Annotated in this window: 18 protein-coding genes and 1 other annotated feature (1 of these 19 only partly in view); of the genes, 13 read left to right on the top strand and 5 right to left on the bottom strand. The window is 50.0% G+C overall.

Annotation, left to right across the window (positions count from 1 at the left end):
• Window positions 1-87 precede the first annotated feature (87 nt).
• Window positions 88-1,563 (bottom strand): aminotransferase class I/II-fold pyridoxal phosphate-dependent enzyme, encoded by a 1,476-nt coding sequence (locus tag ACAN54_RS09375; protein ID WP_379153307.1) that lies wholly within the window; start codon window positions 1,561-1,563, stop codon window positions 88-90.
• A gap of 90 nt (window positions 1,564-1,653) precedes the next feature.
• On the opposite strand from ACAN54_RS09375, the gene ACAN54_RS09370 reads away from it, so the two are divergent.
• The 4 genes from ACAN54_RS09370 to ACAN54_RS09355 all read left to right on the top strand — a co-directional run bounded on the left by ACAN54_RS09370 (window position 1,654) and on the right by ACAN54_RS09355 (window position 6,271).
• Entirely contained in the window at window positions 1,654-2,943 is a 1,290-nt protein-coding gene (locus ACAN54_RS09370) for an MFS transporter (RefSeq protein WP_379153305.1), read from the top strand.
• A gap of 348 nt (window positions 2,944-3,291) precedes the next feature.
• Window positions 3,292-3,888 (top strand): hypothetical protein, encoded by a 597-nt coding sequence (locus ACAN54_RS09365; RefSeq protein ID WP_379153303.1) that lies wholly within the window; start codon window positions 3,292-3,294, stop codon window positions 3,886-3,888.
• 268 nt (window positions 3,889-4,156) lie between these two features.
• The gene (gene gndA, locus ACAN54_RS09360; RefSeq protein ID WP_379153301.1) at window positions 4,157-5,569 is read left to right on the top strand and encodes an NADP-dependent phosphogluconate dehydrogenase; all 1,413 of its coding nucleotides are present in this window, start codon (window positions 4,157-4,159) and stop codon (window positions 5,567-5,569) included.
• A gap of 189 nt (window positions 5,570-5,758) precedes the next feature.
• Window positions 5,759-6,271 (top strand): shikimate kinase, encoded by a 513-nt coding sequence (locus ACAN54_RS09355; protein ID WP_379153299.1) that lies wholly within the window; start codon window positions 5,759-5,761, stop codon window positions 6,269-6,271.
• 25 nt (window positions 6,272-6,296) lie between these two features.
• Here the strand turns inward: ACAN54_RS09355 and ACAN54_RS09350 are convergent, their stop codons facing one another.
• On the bottom strand, window positions 6,297-6,605 hold the full coding sequence (locus ACAN54_RS09350; RefSeq protein WP_379153297.1) for a rhodanese-like domain-containing protein: 309 nt from the start codon (window positions 6,603-6,605) through the stop codon (window positions 6,297-6,299).
• 113 nt (window positions 6,606-6,718) lie between these two features.
• Between ACAN54_RS09350 and aroA the strand changes: the two genes are divergently transcribed.
• From aroA to ptsP, 5 genes are all read left to right on the top strand, one after another.
• Window positions 6,719-8,011, top strand: a complete 1,293-nt coding sequence (aroA, locus tag ACAN54_RS09345; RefSeq protein ID WP_379153295.1) for a 3-phosphoshikimate 1-carboxyvinyltransferase — start codon at window positions 6,719-6,721, stop codon at window positions 8,009-8,011.
• Between the two features lie 42 nt (window positions 8,012-8,053).
• Window positions 8,054-8,602: a GNAT family N-acetyltransferase gene (locus ACAN54_RS09340; RefSeq protein WP_379153293.1), complete on the top strand. Its 549-nt coding sequence runs from the start codon at window positions 8,054-8,056 to the stop codon at window positions 8,600-8,602.
• Window positions 8,603-8,735: 133 nt separating this feature from the next.
• The gene (locus ACAN54_RS09335; RefSeq protein WP_379153291.1) at window positions 8,736-9,170 is read left to right on the top strand and encodes a CoA-binding protein; all 435 of its coding nucleotides are present in this window, start codon (window positions 8,736-8,738) and stop codon (window positions 9,168-9,170) included.
• 338 nt (window positions 9,171-9,508) lie between these two features.
• Complete coding sequence (locus ACAN54_RS09330; protein ID WP_379153289.1) at window positions 9,509-11,395, top strand: glucose PTS transporter subunit IIA; 1,887 nt, start codon at window positions 9,509-9,511, stop codon at window positions 11,393-11,395.
• Window positions 11,392-13,158: a phosphoenolpyruvate--protein phosphotransferase gene (gene ptsP, locus ACAN54_RS09325; RefSeq protein WP_379153287.1), complete on the top strand. Its 1,767-nt coding sequence runs from the start codon at window positions 11,392-11,394 to the stop codon at window positions 13,156-13,158. The genes ACAN54_RS09330 and ptsP overlap by 4 nt, the downstream gene beginning before the upstream one ends.
• Before the next feature lie 141 nt (window positions 13,159-13,299).
• On the opposite strand, the gene ACAN54_RS09320 is transcribed toward ptsP, so the two are convergent.
• Entirely contained in the window at window positions 13,300-13,824 is a 525-nt protein-coding gene (locus ACAN54_RS09320) for a type 1 glutamine amidotransferase domain-containing protein (RefSeq protein WP_379153285.1), read from the bottom strand.
• Window positions 13,825-14,073: 249 nt separating this feature from the next.
• On the opposite strand from ACAN54_RS09320, the gene ACAN54_RS09315 reads away from it, so the two are divergent.
• The 3 genes from ACAN54_RS09315 (at window position 14,074) to ACAN54_RS09305 (ending at window position 16,626) form a co-directional block, all read left to right on the top strand.
• Window positions 14,074-14,505 (top strand): hypothetical protein, encoded by a 432-nt coding sequence (locus ACAN54_RS09315; RefSeq protein WP_379153283.1) that lies wholly within the window; start codon window positions 14,074-14,076, stop codon window positions 14,503-14,505.
• Between the two features lie 321 nt (window positions 14,506-14,826).
• The gene (gene ccpA, locus ACAN54_RS09310; protein ID WP_379153281.1) at window positions 14,827-15,837 is read left to right on the top strand and encodes a catabolite control protein A; all 1,011 of its coding nucleotides are present in this window, start codon (window positions 14,827-14,829) and stop codon (window positions 15,835-15,837) included.
• A 93-nt stretch (window positions 15,838-15,930) separates the two neighbouring features.
• Window positions 15,931-16,626 (top strand): 5'-methylthioadenosine/adenosylhomocysteine nucleosidase, encoded by a 696-nt coding sequence (locus tag ACAN54_RS09305; RefSeq protein ID WP_379153279.1) that lies wholly within the window; start codon window positions 15,931-15,933, stop codon window positions 16,624-16,626.
• 28 nt (window positions 16,627-16,654) lie between these two features.
• Here the strand turns inward: ACAN54_RS09305 and ACAN54_RS09300 are convergent, their stop codons facing one another.
• The gene (locus ACAN54_RS09300) at window positions 16,655-17,287 is read right to left on the bottom strand and encodes a GNAT family N-acetyltransferase (protein ID WP_379153277.1); all 633 of its coding nucleotides are present in this window, start codon (window positions 17,285-17,287) and stop codon (window positions 16,655-16,657) included.
• Between the two features lie 162 nt (window positions 17,288-17,449).
• Here ACAN54_RS09300 and acsA point away from each other — a divergent pair, with 162 nt between their 5' ends.
• Window positions 17,450-19,174 carry an acetate--CoA ligase gene (gene acsA, locus ACAN54_RS09295; RefSeq protein WP_379153275.1) on the top strand — a complete coding sequence of 575 codons (1,725 nt, stop codon included), beginning with the start codon at window positions 17,450-17,452 and terminating at the stop codon, window positions 19,172-19,174.
• A 100-nt stretch (window positions 19,175-19,274) separates the two neighbouring features.
• Here the strand turns inward: acsA and ACAN54_RS09290 are convergent, their stop codons facing one another.
• Window positions 19,275-22,358: a transglycosylase domain-containing protein gene (locus ACAN54_RS09290; RefSeq protein WP_379153273.1), complete on the bottom strand. Its 3,084-nt coding sequence runs from the start codon at window positions 22,356-22,358 to the stop codon at window positions 19,275-19,277.
• A gap of 137 nt (window positions 22,359-22,495) precedes the next feature.
• Window positions 22,496-22,653: a binding site (T-box leader), on the top strand; it runs 98 nt beyond the window's last position.

Genomic DNA, 22,653 nt, shown 5'->3' with positions numbered 1-22,653 from the left:
GGACAAGACCTGCGAGGCTTGCATACAAAAACCCGATACTGAAGAAGTATCGGGTTTTTGTATGTACAATGTATGAAGGGGAGGCGATCAGGAGATCGGATCCGCCTCCACAATGACTTTGACGTTCGTGATACTGCGGTCCTCCGGACCCTTGACGGGCAGCCCGATTTCCACATGATCAATGATATAATCGATGTTATCCTGGGTAATTACTTCACCAGGAAGCAGAATTGGAATTCCCGGAGGATATACGTATATGAATTCTGCGATGATATAGCCAGCAGATTCGCGGAAAGGAACCAGTTGAGTATCAGCATAGAACGCATCCCGCGGGATCAGCGCCAGCTGTGGAATTTCCGGTACCTGCACCTTGAGCTCGTAGATTTCGCCCTTGCTGTAATGAATAGCGGAGAGTACTTTCAGTGCGGCAAGCAACTTGTCCACCGATTCCTGGGTATCTCCTGGCGTAATCAGGCAAAGAATGTTATACATGTCACTAAGCTCAACTTCAATGTTGTATTTCTGGCGCAGCCAGTTCTCGGTTTCGTAACCGGTAATGCCGAGGTGGCGCACATGGATGTTCAGCTTGGTAGGGTCTAGATTGAACGTTGCTTCCGTACCCAGAATTTCTTTGCCGAAGCTGTACAGGCCTTCAATGCTGTTAATGGCATCACGTGCATAGTTCGACAGGGCAATGGTTCTGGCAGCCATCTCATGGCCGTTCAGGGCCAAATTACGTCTAGAGGTATCCAGAGATGCCAGCAGAATATATGATGTTGAAGTTGTGGTCAGCATGCTGAGAATGGTCTGAACCCGCTGCGGATTGACCAGGCCGGTCTTGGCATTCAGATTGAGCACCGAGCTCTGTGTCATCGAGCCGCCCAGCTTGTGTACACTGGTTGCCGCCATATCCGCTCCGGCCTGCATAGCCGATACCGGGAGATCCTCATGAAAATGAATCAATACTCCATGTGCCTCGTCCACCAGTACGGGAACTCCGTAACTGTGGGCCAGGTCGACAATCGAACGCAGATCGGCACACACGCCAAAATACGTTGGATTAATAACAAGTACACCCTTGGCATCGGGATGGCGCTTTAAGGCCTTCTCGAGTGCGCTGGTAGTAATACCGTGGTCTATCCCAAGATTCTCATCCTGTACAGGAGAGACAAAAACAGGCTTGGCTCCGGAGAAAATAATCGCAGACATCACGGATTTGTGAATGTTGCGCGGTACAATTATTTTATCTCCTTCTGAGCAGACAGAGAGGATCATAGTCATGATGGCATTGCTCGTGCCTTGTACGCTAAAATACGTATAGTCGGCGCCGAAAGCCTCTGCAGCCAGCTTTTGAGCTTCAAGAATTACGCCGGTAGGCTGATGAAGGTCATCAAGCGGTGCGATGTTGATCAAATCTATGGATAGAGCGTTATCGCCGATAAACTCACGGAATTCGGCATCGGTTCCTAGCCCCTTCTTATGCCCGGGAATATGAAATTGAACTGGGTTTCCGGCGGCATGCTTTTTGAGAGCGGTGAAGAGGGGAGTTACGTGTTGATCCATTTAATGCTGTCACAACCTTTCATGAAGAGTAATTTTTCAAGCAAGCATCAGTATAACAAATCAATCACCATAATACTAGGATGTGATAAAATGTCTGGCAAAGTAGCAGAACGTATGCATATCAATTTGGCCTCTCCGTTTATTATGGAGATGTGGGTCATTATCTTTCTGGTTGAATTTGTAAAAGGGTCACTCCTGGTAGCCCTCCTGCCGGTTTATATGGAGAATGTCCTTGGACTTTCGGTAACGGTAGTAGGCTTCGCATTTGCCATGCAATACCTCGGTGACAATCTTTTCCGCAGCCCGTCGGGCTGGGTTATGGAACGCATCGGATACCGCTGGACGATGACAGGGGCTCTGCTGCTGATCCTTGTGGCCGTTGGACTGATCATCTATGCCAAAGATGCTGTGTGGTTATCGGTTGCTTGTCTGATTCTGGGCATTGGCACCTCGCCGCTCTGGCCTTGTACCATGACCGGAATTACTGAGCTGGCCGGTTCGACCAAAAGCGGAAGCAGCGGGGCGGCCATGGGTGCGGTAGAGATGGCCTCACTGGCAGGGACAGGGATTGGCCCCATCGTCGTCAATTTTATGATGGATCATGGCGGACAGAGCTACCGGGTGGTCTTTCTGGTGCTTATGGGCTGTGCTGCAGCTGTAGCGGCCGTTGCCCTGCTGTTACCGTCAAGGATTGGAACTCATACGCCTCATGCAGTTGTGCGGGATCTGGGAGATGAGGGAGCGGCAACCGTACGCGGACGGATGAAACCTCTGGAAAGTCTAAAGCGAACACTGCATCAGGTCAGAACCTCGCTGAAGGTCAGCCGTCTGCTGTTTCCTGCACTGTTTCTGCAGGCATTTGCGATAGGTCTCATGACCCCTGTGGTCACCCTGTTTGCTCGTTCCGAGCTGCATGTGACGCCGAACCAATTCAGTCTGCTGCTGATCGCAGGAGGCGGCATTACCGTTCTGGCACTGATTCCAGCTGGTAAACTGGTGGACAGGATCGGAACAACCATCTTCCTGAATATAGGATTCCTGCTCGCTGCCGGCTCTCTGGCCTTCTTTTCACAGGTGCGCTGGCTGCCGCTCGCCTTCTGTGCAGTAGCACTCGTAGGTATCAGTTATGCATTGATTCTTCCGGCCTGGAATGCTTTTCTGGCCAAGCAAGTACCTAAGGGAGAGAGAGGGACTGTATGGGGGCTTTTCCTAACGTTGCAGGGCTCTGGTATGGTGGCTGGTCCCGTGATCTCAGGGAAACTCTGGGATTCAGTGGGTCACAGCACTCCTTTTCTGGTTAGTGCATTTGTTATGGTGCTGCTATTCGGGCTGCATTTGCTTATTGTCCACAGAACCGGACGGAAGACCGGGACAAGCTGAGGTGTGATTAGAGATCGTATTTCGAAATAGCAAAAGCCGCTGGCAGCCGGAGATTCCGGAAGCAGCGGCTTTTCGCGTAATTGGGGGCAACTCTCTAGTTTCAATAAGAGCCCTAGGAGGAGAGAACCATTTATTTGCAGCAAAACCGGAGAATAGCGTTTGAAAATGACAGAAAGCGGGTAAAAATAGTCAATAAACCAAGTTACCGCTACATAAAATGAAGTATAAAATAAGAGTAAGACGAACGCAAAATTTCATAAGGCAGGTTGAGGTCCGGCAGTCGGTTCTGCTCGAAGTTAAGCTAATGAAGCTGGCTTTGCTGTAACAAAGCAGTGAGGGGGGAGTGCCGTGAACAAAAACGACGAAGTCGAGTATTGCAATGTGGAGCTGCGCTTTGACAGACAGCATCTCCAGGACCTGATTAAGGACTTGATTAAGGAAGGCTATTCCCTTTATTGGAGCGAGAATGAAACAGTTTTTCTTATCTCGGTGCGCACCGGCCGCAAGCTTGTGAAGCTGCGTTTCCAGCGGATTAAGGAAGGCTTCAAACTGGTGGGAGATTACATGATCCGTGATGCGCGCCTGTCTGAGTGGATGGAGAAGCTGATTGGTGATATGCGGGGGCATGCCGTCGTTAAACGGTTCCGTGACCGCCAGATCATTATTGAAAATATTTTGTTCGGCGAAGTGATCCGGCTGGTGGAAATCTCCGGGTATCAACAGCGGGTGCTCTACCAGAAAGGCCCGCTGCTCTCTGATCAGGAGCTGACTAAGCTGTTCTTCTCTGTAGATGGGGAAGAGCGGATCCGTGACCGCAGGCTTGAGGTGGATGAGTATCTGGACCAGCTTCACGAGGCCATTCAGGCCAAGGATACGGAACGTATAGCGGCATGCAAAGCCAGGCTTCTGGTGTTGACAAGAGAACTCAATATGCTTGAATGGTGAAACAACCGAACTTCACGCAGGTCAGGGCATCCCGCTTATGGGGTGCCTTGTGTTTTGGAGGAGTAGCAGTGCGCGGGGGTTCACTTCTGACGGCAAAACCGTTAAAATACTCATTGTGAGCAATTTCCACGATTTACGCAGGAATTTGTCAATGAAATTGATTGCTTTCAAGCAGGCAGAACTTTGCTGTCTCTGATAAAGGATGGTATTCTAATACTGCGAGAAATGGATTTCACAAAAATATATGGTGCAAAGGGTGGAGAACCAGATGGCAAAACAACAAATCGGTGTGATTGGCTTGGCAGTAATGGGCAAAAACTTGGCTCTTAACATCGAGAGCAGAGGCTTCACAGTATCGGTATATAACCGTTCCCCGGAGAAGACTCATGACCTTATCAGCGAAGCGGAAGGCAAAAACCTTGTGGGTACTTTTTCCGTCGAGGAATTTGTTGAATCGCTTGAAGTACCGCGTAAAATTCTGATTATGGTTCAGGCGGGTAAAGCAACCGATGCTACCATTGAGCAGCTGCTGCCGCATTTGGACCAGGGCGATATTATCATCGACGGGGGCAACGCATATTTCCCTGACACGGTTCGCCGCAACAAGGAATTGGAGGAAAAAGGCTTCCGCTTCATCGGTACGGGTGTTTCCGGCGGTGAAGAAGGTGCGCTCAAAGGACCTTCCATCATGCCTGGCGGCCAGGAAAGCGCCTATAAGCTGGTTGAACCTATTCTTACAGCAATCTCGGCCAAAGTGGACGGAGAGCCTTGCTGTACATATATCGGACCTGACGGTGCCGGACACTATGTAAAAATGGTGCATAACGGTATCGAATACGGCGACATGCAGCTCATCGGGGAAGCCTATCATTTGCTGAAGGATGTTCTTGGTCTGGATGCCAAAGAGCTTCACAGCATCTTCGAGGACTGGAACAACGGAGAGCTGGACAGCTATCTGATCGAGATTACCAAGGATATTTTTGCAGTATATGATGAAGAAACCGGTAAACCGATGGTGGATGTCATCCTTGATGCTGCCGGCCAAAAAGGTACAGGCAAATGGACAAGCCAAAGCTCCCTGGATCTTGGCGTGCCGCTGTCCATGATTACCGAATCCGTATTCTCACGTTTCCTGTCTGCTATGAAGGAAGAACGTGTGGCAGCCAGCAAAGTGCTGAGCGGTCCGGTAACCGAGCCTTTCCAGGGCGACAAAGCCGAGTTCATTGAGAATGTCCGCAAAGCTCTGTTCGCCAGCAAAATTGTATCCTATGCCCAAGGTTTTGCGCAGCTTCGTGTAGCTTCCGAGGAATATAACTGGGATCTGAAGTATGGCAGCCTGGCCAAAATCTGGCGCGGCGGCTGCATTATCCGCTCCCGTTTCCTCCAGAACATCACTGATGCTTACGAGAACAACCCAGAGCTTAAGAACCTGCTGCTTGATCCGTTCTTCAAGGATATCATGGACTCCTACCAGTCTGCATGGCGTAAAGTGGTATCCGCTGCTGTAATGCAGGGGGTTCCGGTTCCAGGTTTCTCTAGCGCCCTGGCTTACTATGACAGCTACCGTACAGAACGTCTGCCTGCGAACCTGCTTCAGGCACAGCGTGACTATTTCGGTGCCCACACCTTCAAACGTGTGGATAAGGAAGGCGTCTTCCACCACGAATGGTTGTCTGAATAGATTCAGACATAAGCTACAGACAGCAGTCCGAATGGCTACCCGCGCGAATGCGGGGGCTTTCGGGCTTTTTTTTATGCAAACTGCCTCTATTTAATGATCGTGAAGCCTATTCTGCTGGGCGATTTATCATTTGTGCAATGTTTTTACCCTGTGTTATGATATGACAAATGTCGCGGTTGGAGGGTCGTTATGAATTACACCAATAAAAATATCATTCTTGTCGGGATGATGGCCACAGGCAAGTCGACGGTGGGTGCACTGCTGGCGGAGCAACTGGGCTATGAGCTGGTTGACCTGGATCATGTGATTATACAGAACGAAGGACGGAGTATTGCAGAACTCTTCGCTGAGGGCGGAGAAGAATATTTCCGGAAGATCGAATCGGCTGTACTGAAAGAAATGCTGGAGGGGGAAGGCCGTATTATCTCCACAGGCGGCGGCGCGGTACTGGCTCCGGGGAATGCAGAGATTATGCTGCAAAAAGGACTTGTAGTCGCACTGACAGCTACAGAGGATGAGATTATCGCCCGTGTCAGCGGGGATGAGAATAGACCGCTGCTCGCCGGCAACGCACAGGAACGGGTACGCGCGATTTTGGAACAACGCCGGGACGCTTACCGTTTTGCACATTGCACGGTCGATACAACGGAGCTTAGTGTGGAAGAAGTGTCGCAGCATATTTTAATGCACTACCGCGGTTGAGCTTTTAAGCGTATGTGTGCTAGACTTAAGCGTCTGCAGTTTCATTCCACTCAATCATCCCGCCGCTGAGGTTGGATGTTCTGTAGCCAAACTGCTGCAAATATTCGCAGACACGCTGACTTCGTGCACCGGAGCGGCAGATGAAGATGAGCTCTGCTTCCTTGGGAAGCTCGTCCGCATGCTGGGGAATCTCACCCATGGGGATATGCTGCGCGCCGGGAATCATCCCGAAAGCGACTTCGTCGTCTTCACGGACGTCTATCAGTACAAGGTCTTCACCTGTCTCCAGACGCTGCCGCAATTGCACTGCTGTGATTTGGGGAATTTCATTCATGGTTGTGACCTCTTTTCATCAGAAGAATGCCTTCATGATAACACAATCGCAGATTACCCTGTCAAACCGAGCAATACATAATATATATTCCAACCGATAAGGAGAGCTAATACATGGATGTTATCGTTAGGCCTACACCTGCCCTTCAAGGTGAATTCGGAGCTCTGTCCTCCAAGAATTACACTACACGCTACCTGCTGGTCGCCGCATTATCGGAAGGAGTCAGCACCATCTATCACCCTGCGCACAGCGAAGACAGTGATGCGATCCGCAGGTGTATTGCTGATCTGGGAGCTGTGCTTACTGAAGATGAGGAGAAAATCGTTATTCAGGGCTTCGGCCGCCATCCCCGTGACGTCAAAGAGCTTAATGTGGGCAACGCCGGTGCAGTACTGCGGTTTCTGATGGCTGTGGCCGCGCTCAGTCCTGAGGTCACCTTTGTGAATACGTATCCCGATTCTCTGGGCAAACGGCCCCACGACGATTTGATTACTGCACTTGGCCAGCTGGGTGTTGAGGTTGAGCATCATAACGGCAGATTGCCGATTACGATCCGCGGCGGTAAACCGGCGGGTGGACGGATCACGGTATCAGGCGCGGTCAGCTCGCAGTATCTAAGCGCCTTGCTGTTTCTGACACCGTTGCTTGAGGAAGACAGCGAAATTATTGTCCTGGATGACCTGAAGTCAAAAGTAGTTGTAGGACAGACGCTGGAGGTTCTGGAGCAGGCAGGGATTGTCGTTCATGCTGCTGAGGATTATATGTCCTTCAAGGTGCCGGGCCGCCAGGCCTATGAAGCCAAATCATACACGGTACAGGGAGATTACCCGGGGTCGGCAGCTGTGCTTGCGGCGGCGGCGGTCACGAAATCAGATGTGAAAATCCACCGGCTTGCCGAACAAAGCAAGCAGGGAGAGAGAGCGATTGTTGACGTGCTGCGCATGATGGAAGTACCGCTAACCCATGAGAAAGGTACAGTCCATGTGCAGGGTAACGGTATCCTGAAGGCTGTGGAATTCGATGGTGATGCGGCAACGGATGCGGTTCTCGCGATGGTGGCTGCGGCTGTTTTTGCCGAAGGAACTTCACGTTTCTATAATGTAGAGAATCTGAGGTACAAGGAATGCGACCGCATCACTGACTATTTGGCTGAGCTGACCCGGGCAGGAGCCAGTGTGGAGGAGCGGCGGGATGAGATCATTGTCCACGGCAAGCCGGAGGGCGTTGAGGGTGGTGTAACGATTAATGCACACTATGATCACCGGGTGATTATGGCACTGACCGTAGTTGGCCTCCGCGCCCGTCAGCCTCTGCGGATCAAGGATGCTCATCATGTTGCCAAATCATATCCGCAGTATTTCGACCATCTGCGTTTGCTTGGAGCAAATGTAGAGTGGGTAGAATAAGCCTCCCGCCTGTATAGCTTATTTTATTTTGAGGTGTTAATAATGACTAAGCTTGGTAAGCTAAGCATCAGCACACTTACTCCTGAGGATATTCAGCCGGTCATTCAGCTTTTCACATGTTCGATCTCGGATGCCTTTGAACAAGAAGGACTGGCTTATTTGCAAGAGGACATTCACAATGAGGTTGAAAAAAAGAAGTTAATGGCTGAAGCTTCCCTGGATTCAAGAAATACATCCCCCTATTTCCTCGTTGCAAAAATAGATGGGGTTATCGTCGGTACGATATCATTTGCACCGTGTGGTGAGGATATCCGATCATGTACCGGAAACCAGCTTGATGATGTTGGGGAACTGGGGAGTTTATACATTATGCCGAACTATCAGGGGCAAGGTGTAGGTTCGGCGCTCATCAAGGAACTTATGGCGTATCTGCGCCAGCAAGGAATTGAACAGTTCTGTCTTGACAGCGGCTATACACGTGCACAGGCAAGATGGCTGCGGAAATTTGGAGTACCCTACAGGACGGTTAAGGACTATTGGGGTCCCGATTCTGTTCACATGGTATGGTTGTGCAAAGTAAGCGAATTTTAGCTGACGCTGTAAATTTGGATCTTCTTACGCTGCACGGTATGATGGAATAGCAAAAGATTAATGTGCTGTGTGGAAAAAGCATTTATGTTGCTTAAGTTACCAGCGGCACAATTAACAGAAAGGGGAAATAGACATGAGCTTTGAGAACCCAAGCCGTGAACAGATTGGAGAAATCCTTGCCTCCGCAGGCAATATAGCTGTGGTCGGGCTCTCCGACAAAACAGACCGCACTTCGTATATGGTGGCAGGTGCCATGCAGAGCCGGGGCTATCGCATCATTCCGGTCAATCCATCGGTGGATGGCGAGATCCTTGGCGAGAAATGCTATCATACGCTGGCGGAAATTCCTGAGCCTGTGGATATTGTCAATGTGTTCCGCCGTAGTGAATACTGCGCGGATGTAGCCCGGGAAGCCGCCGCTATCGGTGCACGTGTCCTCTGGCTCCAGCAGGGCATCATCAGTCAGGAAGCAGCCGATATCGCGGCTGAGCACGATATGATTGCCATTATGGACCGCTGCATCAAGGTCGAGGAAGCAATCACGATGAAAGGCCGCAGCCGGCTATAAGGTTGAAGGTGGAGCCAAGCGGCCGGAATGGTTAAATACTGAACGCAGACGAAGAACGTCCTTTTCTCCGGTTCACTCTTGGAGCAGGACGTTCTTTTTTATTGAGCAAGCACACAGTTTCTTCATGGACTTGCATACGCACGAAAGGACTGGCGAGCGGTGGGGAAGGCTATACTGTAGTCCGGAAATCGTGAATTTAATAAATAACACCCTAATAAAATGCAACTATTGCACTTTGTGCGAATTCCTCATTTACTCGGTAATTTAAGTTCATAATCTTTTGACAAAAGCTGCTGTAGCGCTTACCATTCAATATAGAATGAAAGGAGAGGGTCACCTTGAATTGGCTCGGATCTTTGCAGCAATTGGGCAGAGCCATAATGCTTCCAACCATGGTGCTTCCGGCAGCGGCTATCCTTCTTAGTCTGGGCAGTCTGCCGTGGTCTGCATGGGGACTTTCTTCGGTATCCGAAGTGACTACTTACGCGGGGCAGGGGATTTTTTATTTCATGCCTTATTTGTTTGCTGTCGGTGTGGCATGGGGGTTGTCCAATCAGGCCGGACCGGCAGGGATGGCAGCACTCGCAGGAATGTTCACTTATGACCGGATTGTTTCCAACATGGGAGACGGGGCCGTACAGCCCGCAACACTAATCGGAATTATCCTTGGAATTGTCTCCGGTGTAGCGCATAACCGGTTCAAAAATATCAAGCTTCCGGAGGCGATCCAGTTTTTTGGAGGATCGCGTTTTGTTTTGCTGTTTATGGGACTGTTCTCTGCGCTGTTCGCCTGGGTGATGCTTGGACTGTCGCCGGTGCTGCAGCATGGCCTGGATATAATGTTCCGGGATATTCAGGCGACGGGCGGATACGGAGTCTTCGTCTACGGGGTTCTTTACAGGCTTCTCACAGCCTTTGGTCTGCATCATATTTTGAATAATCTGTTCTGGTTTCAAATGGGTACCTTTGCTACGCCTGACGGCAGTGCTGTTGTTCAGGGGGATTTGCCGCGTTTTTTTGCCGGGGATCCTACTGCAGGCGTTTTTATGGCGGGACTGTTTCCAATCATGATGTTCGCGCTGCCGGCAATTGCGTTCGCCATTATCCAGGAAGCGCGTGAGGACTTGAAGCCTAAGATCAAGAAGACGTTTTTGCGCGCCGCATTGGTCTGCTTTTTGACCGGGGTATCGGAGCAGATTGAGTTTGCTTTCCTGTTCGCTTCGCCCTACTTATTTGCACTGCATGTGGTGATGTCCGGACTGGCGATGGTGCTGACCTATTCACTGGGCATCCATCACGGCTTCTCCTATTCTGCAGGGGCCATTGATTTCTTTCTTAATCTGCATTTATCGCAGCGGGCCTGGCTGCTGATTCCGATAGGGATCGGCTATGGCATTGTTTACTATAATGTGTTCCGCTGGGCAATACGGCGCTTTCAGATTCCGACGCCAGGACGCGAAGAGGGCTCGGAGCTTGGGGATTGGGCGGGCAATATCCCTTATCAGGCCCCATTGATCCTGGAAGCGCTGGGCGGGAAAGAAAATATCGTACAAGTGCAAGCCTGCATCACAAGGCTAAGATTAACGGTGCACAATGACCGGAATATAGATACGGGGGCACTAAAAGGCCTGGGCTCGGCAGGTATTATCAAGCTGGGTGGAGGAAATGTCCAAGTCGTATTCGGGACCTATTCGGAGCTGATCCGTGAGGAGATCAATAAGCTTCTGCTCCGCGATCTGCCTCAGGTGCTGTTCAGTTCGCCGATTCAGGGCCGGATGATGCCGATTGAAGAAGTGCCGGACCATATTTTTGCCGCGAAGTTGGTGGGCGACGGTGTGGCTTTTTTCCCGGAAAAAGGGGAGCTCGTCTCACCAGTCTTCGGCAAGGTTATGCACGTATACCCGACCATGCATGCAGTGGGCATTTCGACTCCGGAGGGGCTAGAGGTGCTGATGCATATCGGGATCGATACTTCACAGCTAAAAGGGCCGTTTGAGGCGCTTGTGAAGGAAGGGGACAGCGTGGAGCCAGGACAGCTGCTGGTCAGGTTTGACCTGACTTACCTGCGTGACCATGCAGCCTCATTGGCTACCCCGATGGTCATCACCAACCCGGACCGCGTTAAGTCCTGGAGCTATGCTCCTTTTAAAAGTGTAAAAAAAGGACAGTCTTCCGTGATGTCCGTAGTTCTACATGAAAGCAATGTTGGAGGGATTGAAGCATGATACAAGGCATAGGCGCCGCAGCAGGTGTAGCCATCGGGAAGGCCTTTGTCTTGCCGAACTGGGAATGGAGCCTACCGGATACACAGGTCAGCCCTGTAGATCTGGCGAAGGAATTTGAACGTCTGTATGAAGGCATCCGTACCTCAAAGGATGAGATCGAGTTTATCAAAAAAGAATTCCGGGAGGTTGTCGGGCCTGAGGAATCAAGCATTTTTGACGCCCACCTGGCCATACTGGATGATCCGGTCTTCATGAGTGAAATCCGCGGTATTATTGAGCGCCAATACAAGGCTGCCGAGGTGGCAGTCAAGGAAGCAATCGACCACTTTGTCGCCATGTTTGATCTGCTGGACGATGAGTATATGAAGGAGCGGGCTGTCGACATCAAGGATGTCGGCAACCGTCTGCTGAAGCATCTCCTGGGGGCGCCAGAGGTCACTCTTCCGTCTGATACGCAGCCTTATATTCTGGTTGCTAAGGAACTGTCACCTTCACAGCTGGCCCATTTGAACCCTACTTATGTGCTTGGCATCGTAACTATGATGGGAGGCAAGACCTCACACTCGTCCATTATGGCGCGGGCGCTCGGGATTCCGCTGGTAGCCGGGCTGGAGAACAAGATACTGACTCCAATTCAGACCGGCGACATGCTGGTTATGGATGGTGAAGCCGGCGTCGTTCAGCTCTATCCGGATGAACGGACTGTGGAGGATTATGCATCCAGACGGGCGAAGCAGCAGCGCAAGAAAGAGCAGCTGGAGCTGCTCGCTACCGTGGAAGCCGTCACCAAAGACGGCGTACCGCTGCGTCTGGCCGGTAATATCAGCTCCGTGAAGGAACTGGATATGGCGCTCAAGTACGGGGCGCAGGGTGTCGGGCTGTTCCGGACCGAATTTCTGTATATGGACCGCACCTCCTTTCCTACTGAGCAAGAACAATTCGAAGTCTATAAGCTCGTTGCGGAAAAAGTAGGTGCCGAAACGGTAGTCATCCGCACACTGGATATTGGAGGAGACAAGCATCTGGATTACTTCCAGCTTCCTGAAGAGCAGAATCCATTTCTGGGCTACCGGGCAATCCGTATCAGCCTGGATCGTAAGGACATGTTCAAAACCCAGATTACCGCTATACTGCGGGCCAGTCATTACGGAAATATGAAAATGATGTTCCCCATGATTTCTTCCATTGAGGAAGTACAGGCTGCCAAAGCGGTACTTAACGAGGTCAAGGAAGAGCTCGATCAACTGGGTGTTCCTTATAACCGCAATATACCTGTAGGCATAATGATTGAGGTTCCGGCAGCAGTGATGATAGCAGATCTTTTGGCAGAAGAGGTCGACTTCTTCAGTATCGGCACGAATGATCTGGTACAGTATGTACTGGCGGTGGATCGGATGAATGAGCAGATTGCCCATATGTATCATCCATACCACCCTGCAGTGCTGCGGATGATCCGGATGACAGTGGAAGCAGCGCGGAGAGTGGGGATCGATATTAGTGTATGCGGCGAGATGGCTGCAGACGAACGGTCCTTGCCGCTCTGGCTGGAGCTGGGAATCAGTAACCTCAGCATGTCGCCGCAGGCGCTGCTGAAGGTGAAGCACCGTACCCTGAATACGCTGGCTTCGGAAGCCAGAGAAACGGCCAAGCTCTGTTTCAAACATCGGACCAGTACAGAGACGGAAAAGCTGCTGACAGCTTTTGCTGGACGGAGTGGGATTCCTCTTGGATCAGGTGCCGAGGCGAAGAGTAAAAGCTCGTAAGTTTCAGGAGGACTCAACTCAGAAGATCAATAGCTACCTAATCCGATAAAAGAAAACCTCCCTCTCCATCCGTAAACAGCTGCATATACCATAATAAAAGCCCTGACCCTCTGCATAGCAGAGGGTCAGGGCTTTCTAATCTTATATTTCCGCGAGCGCATCGCAAAAGGCTTTGCCATAAGGCGGCAGATCTGGTGGGCGGCGGGCTGAGATAATGTGTCCGTCTGTGACGACAGCTTCATCTTTCCAGATCGCTCCGGCATTTTCCATGTCATCACGGATTCCTGGGGTGGAAGTGACAGTGACACCATTCAGGATTTTCGCAGAGATCAGCACCCAGCCGGCATGGCAGATTTGGCCGATCGGCTTCTTGGCAGCATTGAAATCCTGCACCAGCTTCAGTACAGCGCTATAGCGGCGGATCTTATCGGGAGCCCAGCCGCCCGGTACGAGGATGCCATCATAATCAGAAGCGTTCAGTTCATCCCAGGAATAATCGGCTTTGGCGGGTACGCCATATTTTCCAACGTAAGTTTTGTTCTTCTCCAGTCCGGCCAGATGTACCTCGGCACCTTCTTCCCTGACACGGTACACCGGGTACCACAGCTCCAAATCTTCGAACTCATCGTCTACGAGTGCTATGACCTTTTTTCCGGTTAGTCTCATGCTTTGCAGCTCCCTTCATTAATCTTGACTTCAGTACATTCTAGCAAATTTGATATATGAAGTCATCCTGGTGACAGTAATGTTTTACTTAATTTCCAATTAAATCATTTTATGCAAATCAGAAGGGTTTGGAGGATGCGAGTCGAATATAGCAATGGAGCAGGAGAATTTTCGCGATTTTCCATGGGATAGACTTTCAGTGAATTTACTATTAAATCTGAGGTGTGGGAGATGTATAAAGAGCCATTAATGAAGAAGTCGTGTGGCTGCGGCGGAATCATGACCATACATATGCATACGCTGATCTACAGCGCAAAAATAAAAATCACACATGTTCCAGTCTATACCTGTGGAGTGTGCGGCCGTTACGACCCTCTGCCATTCATCAGAAGCGATCTGTCCAAGCTGATTCATGAACTTGGGGATTCTCCGCCTAAGAGGCATATTTCCTTTGCGGATAACAATGAATGGGCAAGCGTTCTGAAAGAAACTTTTGCTGCGGGATTGTTCGAAGGCGGAATGTCTGAGGTAGAGGAAACGATCCGGTGTGCAATACAGGGGCGTGTAGATTTACTGCTGGATGTCTACCGGGTAGCGGCAGATAGTTCCGACCGGAAGTGGATGGAGGAAACTGGTAAAAGACTATCTCAATTGACAGTTGAGCCTGCAGAAAGAACGTAATTAATGCAGAATAAAGCGGATTCTGAAATTTTTTCTGCAAAATCAATGAAAATATTTCACGAATGTTGGATTTTTCACGCGCTTTTTGATACGATAGTATCAGATCAGACAAACCTATGAATGCGACTGGCTCATTAGTGGCAATTACTCGGAGGAAATGTAGCAACACCAGGCCTTTATTCCGTATAGCGAATAGCGTTTTAACCTTTGAAAGAAATTTTGAAAGGAAAATGAAGCGTTATCATTGCACAATTGTACAAAGTGTCGTATCATAATTTTAATTAGTCGAACGATAAAATTTATCGCAATGGAGAGAGTAATTTGACGGTAACCATTTACGATGTAGCTCGAGAAGCAGGCGTATCTATGGCTACGGTATCACGGGTTGTGAATAATAACCCGAACGTGAAACCGCAGACCCGGAAGAAAGTTTTTGAAGCGATTGAACGTTTGGGCTATCGTCCAAATGCCGTGGCGAGAGGTCTCGCCAGCAAGAAAACGACAACCGTTGGGGTTGTTATCCCCGATATCTCGAACTCGATTTTTGCAGAAATTGCGCGCGGGATTGAAGATATTGCCAACATGTATCATTACAATATTATTTTGTGTAATGCGGATAAACGCAAAGAGAAGGAAATTCGTGTAATTAATACGCTTTTGGAGAAACAAGTGGATGGTCTGCTCTTCATGGGCGGGACTGTAACTGAAGAGCATATTCAAGCTTTTCAGACATCTGCTGTGCCAATCGTACTTTGCGCGACGCGTGATGAAAAGGGTAGCTATCCGTCGGTGGATATCGACCATGAGACTGCTGCCTTTGACGCTGTGAACACACTGATCCGTCATGGCCACCGCGAAATTGCGATGATCAGCGGTACCCTGCAGGATCCTGCCAACGGCTATGCCCGTTTCCAAGGCTATAAGAAAGCGCTGGAAGCAGCAGGTATTGAGTATCAGGAGGACCTGGTGCGTATCGGGAACTATCGTTACGAATCCGGTGTCGAAGCCATGAAGTATTTCCTCGGACTCAAGAAGAAACCAACGGCAGTATTTGCTGCAACCGATGAAATGGCGATCGGAGCAATCCACAGCATTCAGGATGAAGGTCTTAAAGTTCCGGATGACTTCTCCATTATCAGTGTGGATAACATCCGTATGGCTTCAATGGTTCGTCCGTTGCTGACGACAGTAGCACAGCCCATGTACGATCTGGGTGCGGTAGCAATGAGACTGCTGACGAAGCTGATGAAGAAGGAAACCGTTGAGAACCCGCGGGTTATTTTGCCGCATGAGACGATTCTCCGTTTGTCTGTTAATCATTTGAACAAGTAAGCAATCGGAATAGGTTGGAACATAAGTGCGTAGAAAGCTCCTTTTGGGGCTTTTTATGTTTTATATCGTTAATTATACCGTAGGGGGATACATATGAATGAAGTCATTGGATTAATTGGAGCGATGGATGAGGAGATCAAGCTGTTGTTAGACAGTATGGAAGACAGAGAGAGCACTATTAAGGCAGGTATTGCGTACTATTCAGGTACCATCTCGGGCCAAAAGGTAGTTCTTTGTAAATCTGGGGTCGGTAAGGTGAATGCTGCGGTGACGACGCAAATTCTGATCGATAGCTTCGGAGTGGGGTGCGTGTTGTTCACAGGTGTTGCGGGAGCGTTACACCCGGATCTGGGTATTGGGGATATCGTCATCTCTTCACAGTGTATTCAGCATGACATGGATGCTAGCGCTCTTGGATACCCGCGGGGAGTGATTCCTTATCAGGAGGTATCCTTTTTCCCTGCAGATCCAGTCCTTGTGCAGCTGGCAGAAGGTGCTTGCCATGCCATGAAGCAGAAGTCGATTACGGGAATCGTACTGTCAGGGGATCAATTTATTGCCAGTACGGCCGCTGTATCCGAGCTCCGGGAGCAGCTGGGCGGAGCATGTGCGGAAATGGAGGGCGCTGCTGTGGCACAAGTCTGCTTCATGAATGAGATTCCTTTTGTCATTATCCGCTCGATGTCTGATAAAGCAGATGGTTCGGCGCATGCGAATTATCGTGAATTTACGGTAACCGCTGCCGAACGCTCCCATGCCATCCTCGAATATATACTGAAAGCAATGTGAACGATTTCTCCGGAGGTTTATCTGCAGCCTAGTACATGAATCGCTGTCTGAATCGCACCCGGTCAAAAGTTTCCTGTGAAGACATCGGCACTTCATGACCGATACGTACCATGAGGCAATTGGCAGGGTGGGAGCAAATCTCTGGATCATCTGTAGCATACCAGACCATATCCACCGTTTGCATAAGTTTTTCCATCATCTGGCGGTAAGCCCATACATCAAGTCCGCTGCCTTTAAGATCCCAGTGCCAGTAATATTCAGTGGTGAATACGATGCAGTTCTCCAGCTGTTCCCGCTCAAAAGCAGTGGTAATCAGCAGCTTCGCAAGCCCCATCCCCCTGTATACATTTGCTACTTCTATAGCACCCAGCTCTATAAGATCTACCATACCACCCTGCGACCACAGCTCCAATTCATCGGGATAATGAAACGTAACATATCCGGTGATCATGTGGTCAGCAACAGCGGCTATTACACGCCCTTCAGGCAGTCCAGCAATCTCTATAAGCGCTTCCAGCTGCTCCTGCGGTTTACGGAAGGCGTCCAGATCAGGATGCATTTGGAGCCTCCTCAGCCTGTCTGGAGACAAAGGTCCACTAACGGTAAGGGTGCTTTCTTGATGATGAAGAATATGGGATACATGGATTTTGCGGTGCTCCATGGACAGGCTCCCCTCCAAGTTAGGCTAATCTAGAATGTAACCGCTTCCTGTGATATACTAGTTCCGACATAAAATATTCACATTTAATCCATTGACAGCATTGCTTAAGAGAAGAGTCTCGCCCTTAAAGCTTAAATCAAACGAGTGAGGGAGGCAAGAGTAATGGGGCAAGTCCACAGCGAAATTTTACCGGGCCGCGTGAAGCAAGCCAATATGGCGGATTATTCCCGGGCAGTTAGCGAATTCCGGTGGGAGGATGTGGAGAAAGACTTCTCCTGGCATGAGAGTGGCAAGGTGAATATGGCCCATGAAGCGATTGACCGGCATGTCCAGGAAGGCCGCGGAGCGGCGACGGCTTTAATCTACAGTGATTCCACTAGGGAAGAGAAGTATACGTTCTCTGACCTTCGGGAGAGATCCAATCGTTTTGGGAACGTGTTGCGTGCGCACGGTATTGGCCGGGGGGACAGGGTGTTTATTTTTATGCCCCGCAAGCCGGAGTTGTATTTCAGTCTGTTGGGTGTGCTCAAAGTCGGTGCGGTGGCGGGACCGTTGTTTGAGGCGTTTATGGAAACAGCTGTTAAGGACCGTCTGGAGGACAGCGGTGCCATAGCTCTCGTTACAACCCCGGAATTGCTGCAGCGGGTCAAGCGTGAAGAGCTGCCTGCGCTGAAGCATATTTTTGTGGTAGGAGGCACTGCAGATAGTGAACAAGGGCTAATCAGCTATGAAAAAGAGACCGCTGCGGCATCTGCGGAGCTTGAACCCGAATGGCTTAGTCTGGAGGATGGGCTGATTATGCATTATACCTCCGGCTCCACTGGCAAGCCCAAGGGTGTATACCATGTGCAAAGAGCAATGATACAGCATTATTATACAGGTAAGGTTGTACTTGACCTGCGTCCTGATGATATCTATTGGTGCACAGCAGATCCGGGATGGGTCACTGGAACATCCTATGGGATCTTTGCTCCTTGGCTGAACGGTGTGACCAATGTTGTTCGTGGCGGGCGCTTTAGTCCGCAGGATTGGTATAAGACCATTGAACGTTTTGCGGTTACTGTATGGTATAGCGCACCTACCGCCTTCCGGATGCTCATGGGGGCAGGAGAGGCGAGCCTGCAGGGGACCAATCTAAGCAGTCTGCGGCATGTCTTGTCAGTAGGGGAACCGTTGAATCCTGAAGTGGTGCGTTGGGGGGATAAATTCTATCAGCAACGCATTCATGATACATGGTGGATGACAGAAACCGGAGCACAGCTGATCTGCAATTATCCGGGAATGGACATCAAGCCCGGCTCCATGGGGCGGCCCTTGCCTGGTATCGAAGCTGCAATACTGGATGACAGGGGTAATCTGTTACCGCCTTATTCCATGGGGAACCTCGCGATCCGGACCCCCTGGCCCTCTATGATGGGACAGATCTGGAACAATCAGGCGAAATACGAGGAGTATTTCCGCATTCCAGGCTGGTACATTTCCGGGGACTCTGCTTACATGGACGATGAAGGTTATTTCTGGTTTCAGGGTCGCATTGATGATGTCATCAATTCCTCTGGTGAGCGGATAGGACCTTTTGAGGTGGAGAGCAAACTGGTAGAGCATCCTGCAGTTGCTGAAGCTGGGGTAATCGGTAAACCGGATGTCATGCGGGGAGAGATCATCAAGGCGTTCATTTCTTTACGGGATGGTTATTTCCCTACGGCAGAGCTGAAGGAGGAAATTGCGGCTTTCGTCAAAACCGGGTTATCTGCCCATGCGGCGCCGCGTGAAATTGAATTCAAGGAAAAGCTGCCCAAGACGCGCTCCGGCAAAATTATGCGCCGCGTGCTGAAAGCCTGGGAGCTGCATCTTCCCGCAGGAGATCTATCCACCATAGAGGATTAATTGATTCCCAGAGACATGGAAAAAACACCACCGCCGGTGATGAACCGGTAGTGGTGTTTTTTGGGGTTTCGAAAGTATGATGGTGTCTGCAGACCTAATATTAAGGGGTTTTAGCTCCACCGTTGCCAGAGCCGGCATTCCCGCCGCCGCTGGCATTACCTCCGGCGGCATTGCCGCCACCAGCGGCGTTACTACCACCAGCGGCATTGCCGCCACCAGCGGCGTTACTACCACCAGCGGCGTTACTACCACTAGCGGCGTTGCCACCACCAGCTGCGTTTCCGCCGCCAGCGGCATTGCCGCCGCCGGCAACGTTGGTTCCGGATCCCGTAGGAATGTCAGAGCCATCCGATGGCGGGATAATAATCATCCCGGGATCCTCCGTAGCTCCCGGTAGAGCTCCCGGCTCTGGTGTAGCTTCTGCATCTGGAAGATCTACGGGTGGAGGGGTGGTTTCTGGTGTTGGTGTAGCCCCGGCCACGCTGCCGGAAGCTGACTCATGACCGGCAACATCTACTGCAGCTACATAAAAGGACGCATTCACACTGGCCGGAGTGCCCGGTGTGAAAGTAGTTCCTTCGCCAACTGACAGAATGGCCTGCTTTTGGAACGAACCACCATTCAGCGAGCGGTACAAACGGTAGCCAATTACATCCGGCGAACCGCTCGGATTAAAGGTGATAACCGCTTTGCCTGTATTGTAGGATATATTGACTCCGCTTGGAGCCGTTGGTGCACTTCCATCATCCACACGGGGATCAACCTCGGTAGGATAATCGGATTTCGCATCTTCAGGCATATAATATTCCAGCGATTCATGCTCTTTCATCGACGGGAATGCGGCAAGCAGCTCCTTCACCAGATCCTGAATTGGTTTTTCACGCTTGACGACAATTTTTTCTTTGAGGAAATCCTCAGGAGTGCCTTCGAGAGGGATATAATTAACTCCGTTATAACTAATATACTTGGCTCTTGAGATTCCATCATCGCTTGAAGTAGGTACATACTTCACATTAAATACATCTGTGGTGAACCTGTCGGTCAAGTCAGTCGGGAGCTTGCCGCTGTATGCAGATACTGTCCTTTTGACGATTCCTTCAGGTTTCGGAAATTCCTTGGTAACAAAAAGCTCAGGCTGCTTGTCAATAACGGCGTTCATCACTTTTGTCCACAGGGTCTGTGCCTGACGTTTTTGGGTATCGCCCTGTAGTGTATTGATTTGTTCCTTGTAGCCCACCCACATTCCAAGTGTTACATCCGGTGTATAGCCCATAAACCACACATCTCCATAGTTTTGGGTAGACCCGGTTTTGCCGACAATGGGTACATCTTTGAAGTGTTTATAGTTTTTCTTAACTGTGCTTGCTGTACCGTCGGTAATAACCGTACGCAACATATCCGTCATTAGATAAGCGGTTTGTTTGGAGTATACCTGCTCCGGATTCACTTTATGCTGGTAGATAATTTTACCCTGTGAATCCACAATCTTCTCGATCATATAGGCATCATTGAATGCCCCCTGATTCCCAATCGAAGAGTAGGCATTTGTTAATTCCTCAACAGTAACCCCATAACGTAACCCGCCGATAACCCCGGTCTGAGCGTTGTAATCATTATCCTGTATAGTTGTAATGCCCAATTTCTTGGAGAAGGCCCATGCTTTCTCGATGCCAACCTTATCGTTGAACAGCTTAAGGGCTGGCAGATTTAAGGATTTGTTAAGCGCATAACGGGCTGTTACCAGTCCCTGATACCGGTTGTTGGCATTCTTTGGAATGTGGAAGCCTTTGCCACCGTCTTTGAGAATAATCGGCGCATCATCCAGAATGCCTGCAGGCTGAATTAATCCGGCGTCCAGTGCAGGGAGGTAGGCTGCTATCGGTTTCATGGTTGAGCCCGGCTGACGAACCATTTGTGTGGCATAGTTCATTTGCTCAATATTAAAGTCTCTGCCTTCAATCATGCCCAGGATAGCCCCAGTTTTGTTATTGATCATCATGCCAGCTGTCTGTTCCTTACCTCTGGCCTTACTGTCCTTCGTGAAGTTTTCGCTGTCCTCGGAGATGCTGTGCATGGCGCTGTATACTTTTTTATCTATCGTTGTGTATACGCGGTACCCTCCGGTCATAAGCTGCAGGCGTGCTTCCTCCAACTGCACACTGTTATCTTCAGTGGCAGGGGTGTTTGGATCGATCACACCATTATTGCCTTCATTGATGGACAGAATGATCTCGGCCGCTTTGCGCTCCGTCTCCAGCATCAAATAAGGATATGTAGCATAAGCCTTCTTCGTATGCGGTGCTAAAGAACCCTTGATATCAAACTGAAGCGCTTCGTTATACTGGGAGTTAGTAATTTTGTTCTCCTCCAGCATCCGGCGAAGTACAAGCTTCTGCCGCTCCATAGCACGATTAAATGCGGTTTCATTAAATTCACCGACTCCATTAAACGCGGAATATTTGGAGGGCAGTTGGGGGAGTCCGGCCAAATACGCGGCTTGGGCTGTATTCAGCTTATCCAGATCATCCAAGCCAAAAATCCCTTTTGCCGCTGCTTTGATACCGTACACGTTGTAACCGTTCGATCCATTCCCGAAAGGAACCTTATTCAAATAGGCCGTTAAAATTTCCTGCTTGGATAAATAACGTTCCAGTCTTAGAGACAGCAGAATCTCTTTGATCTTGCGGTCCTCGGTCCGGTCCAGATTGAGGAACACGCGCCGCGCCAATTGCTGGGTCAGGGTGCTGCCGCCGGTCTGGACAGATTCGTTCAGCAGCTTTTGCTTTACGGCACGCAGGGTGCCGCTGAAATCGACCCCTTTATGATTGTAGAAATTATTGTCCTCTATAGCGAGGACGGCATCAATAACAAGCTGCGGAATATTGTTGAATTCTACAAGTCTGCGGTCCTCTTCAGTCCGAAGCTGGCCTATCGGTTGGCCATCCCGGAAATACGCAAAGCCGGTAACGGCATTCTGGCTGACTTGCTGTTGGATCAATTCTTCGGAACGGACAGGATCGTCCTTCACTATGGAAGTGACGTAGCCTGCCACAGCACCACCGGCAAACAGTATGCCAAGTATGCCGAGTATAAACATCCACTTCACGACGGAACCGAACCTGCGGAGCCAGGATCTACGGGGTGGACGCTGCTTTGCGGTCTTCTTTTTGTTCTCCTCAACCATCGACGTTAATCCTCCTTTTAACGGAACTATTATAGCACAATTTGCCGATTTTGAATGCGCCCCTGCTTTATGGGCTTTTTAGCCTTATATTGACTTTTGAAAAGCTGCTGTGATACAAATAGATTCAATTAGATATCATAAAGGCATAGAAGGACATCAGTAGAAGGGAAGCCAGGTATTTCAGAGAGCCGGTGGGTGGTGCGAACCGGCAGCAGGCCCCTTTGAATTACAGTCTGGAGCTGACCGGAGGAACAATAATCTGAATTCAGATTTGTCCAGTAGTCCGGTTCCGGGT

The organism is Paenibacillus diazotrophicus (genome assembly GCF_042610465.1).
This window is presented reverse-complemented; position numbering and strand designations above follow the sequence as displayed.

Bases quoted from the DNA above. Each gene is read 5' to 3' on its own strand.
- ACAN54_RS09375 (WP_379153307.1), bottom strand. From the start codon at position 1,563: ATGGATCAACACGTAACTCCCCTCTTCACCGCTCTCAAAAAGCATGCC.
- ACAN54_RS09370 (WP_379153305.1), top strand. From the start codon at position 1,654: ATGTCTGGCAAAGTAGCAGAACGTATGCATATCAATTTGGCCTCTCCG.
- gndA (WP_379153301.1), top strand. From the start codon at position 4,157: ATGGCAAAACAACAAATCGGTGTGATTGGCTTGGCAGTAATGGGCAAA.
- ACAN54_RS09355 (WP_379153299.1), top strand. From the start codon at position 5,759: ATGAATTACACCAATAAAAATATCATTCTTGTCGGGATGATGGCCACA.
- ACAN54_RS09350 (WP_379153297.1), bottom strand. From the start codon at position 6,605: ATGAATGAAATTCCCCAAATCACAGCAGTGCAATTGCGGCAGCGTCTG.
- aroA (WP_379153295.1), top strand. From the start codon at position 6,719: ATGGATGTTATCGTTAGGCCTACACCTGCCCTTCAAGGTGAATTCGGA.
- ACAN54_RS09340 (WP_379153293.1), top strand. From the start codon at position 8,054: ATGACTAAGCTTGGTAAGCTAAGCATCAGCACACTTACTCCTGAGGAT.
- ACAN54_RS09335 (WP_379153291.1), top strand. From the start codon at position 8,736: ATGAGCTTTGAGAACCCAAGCCGTGAACAGATTGGAGAAATCCTTGCC.
- ptsP (WP_379153287.1), top strand. From the start codon at position 11,392: ATGATACAAGGCATAGGCGCCGCAGCAGGTGTAGCCATCGGGAAGGCC.
- ACAN54_RS09320 (WP_379153285.1), bottom strand. From the start codon at position 13,824: ATGAGACTAACCGGAAAAAAGGTCATAGCACTCGTAGACGATGAGTTC.
- ACAN54_RS09315 (WP_379153283.1), top strand. From the start codon at position 14,074: ATGAAGAAGTCGTGTGGCTGCGGCGGAATCATGACCATACATATGCAT.
- ACAN54_RS09305 (WP_379153279.1), top strand. From the start codon at position 15,931: ATGAATGAAGTCATTGGATTAATTGGAGCGATGGATGAGGAGATCAAG.
- ACAN54_RS09300 (WP_379153277.1), bottom strand. From the start codon at position 17,287: ATGGAGCACCGCAAAATCCATGTATCCCATATTCTTCATCATCAAGAA.
- acsA (WP_379153275.1), top strand. From the start codon at position 17,450: ATGGGGCAAGTCCACAGCGAAATTTTACCGGGCCGCGTGAAGCAAGCC.
- ACAN54_RS09290 (WP_379153273.1), bottom strand. From the start codon at position 22,358: ATGGTTGAGGAGAACAAAAAGAAGACCGCAAAGCAGCGTCCACCCCGT.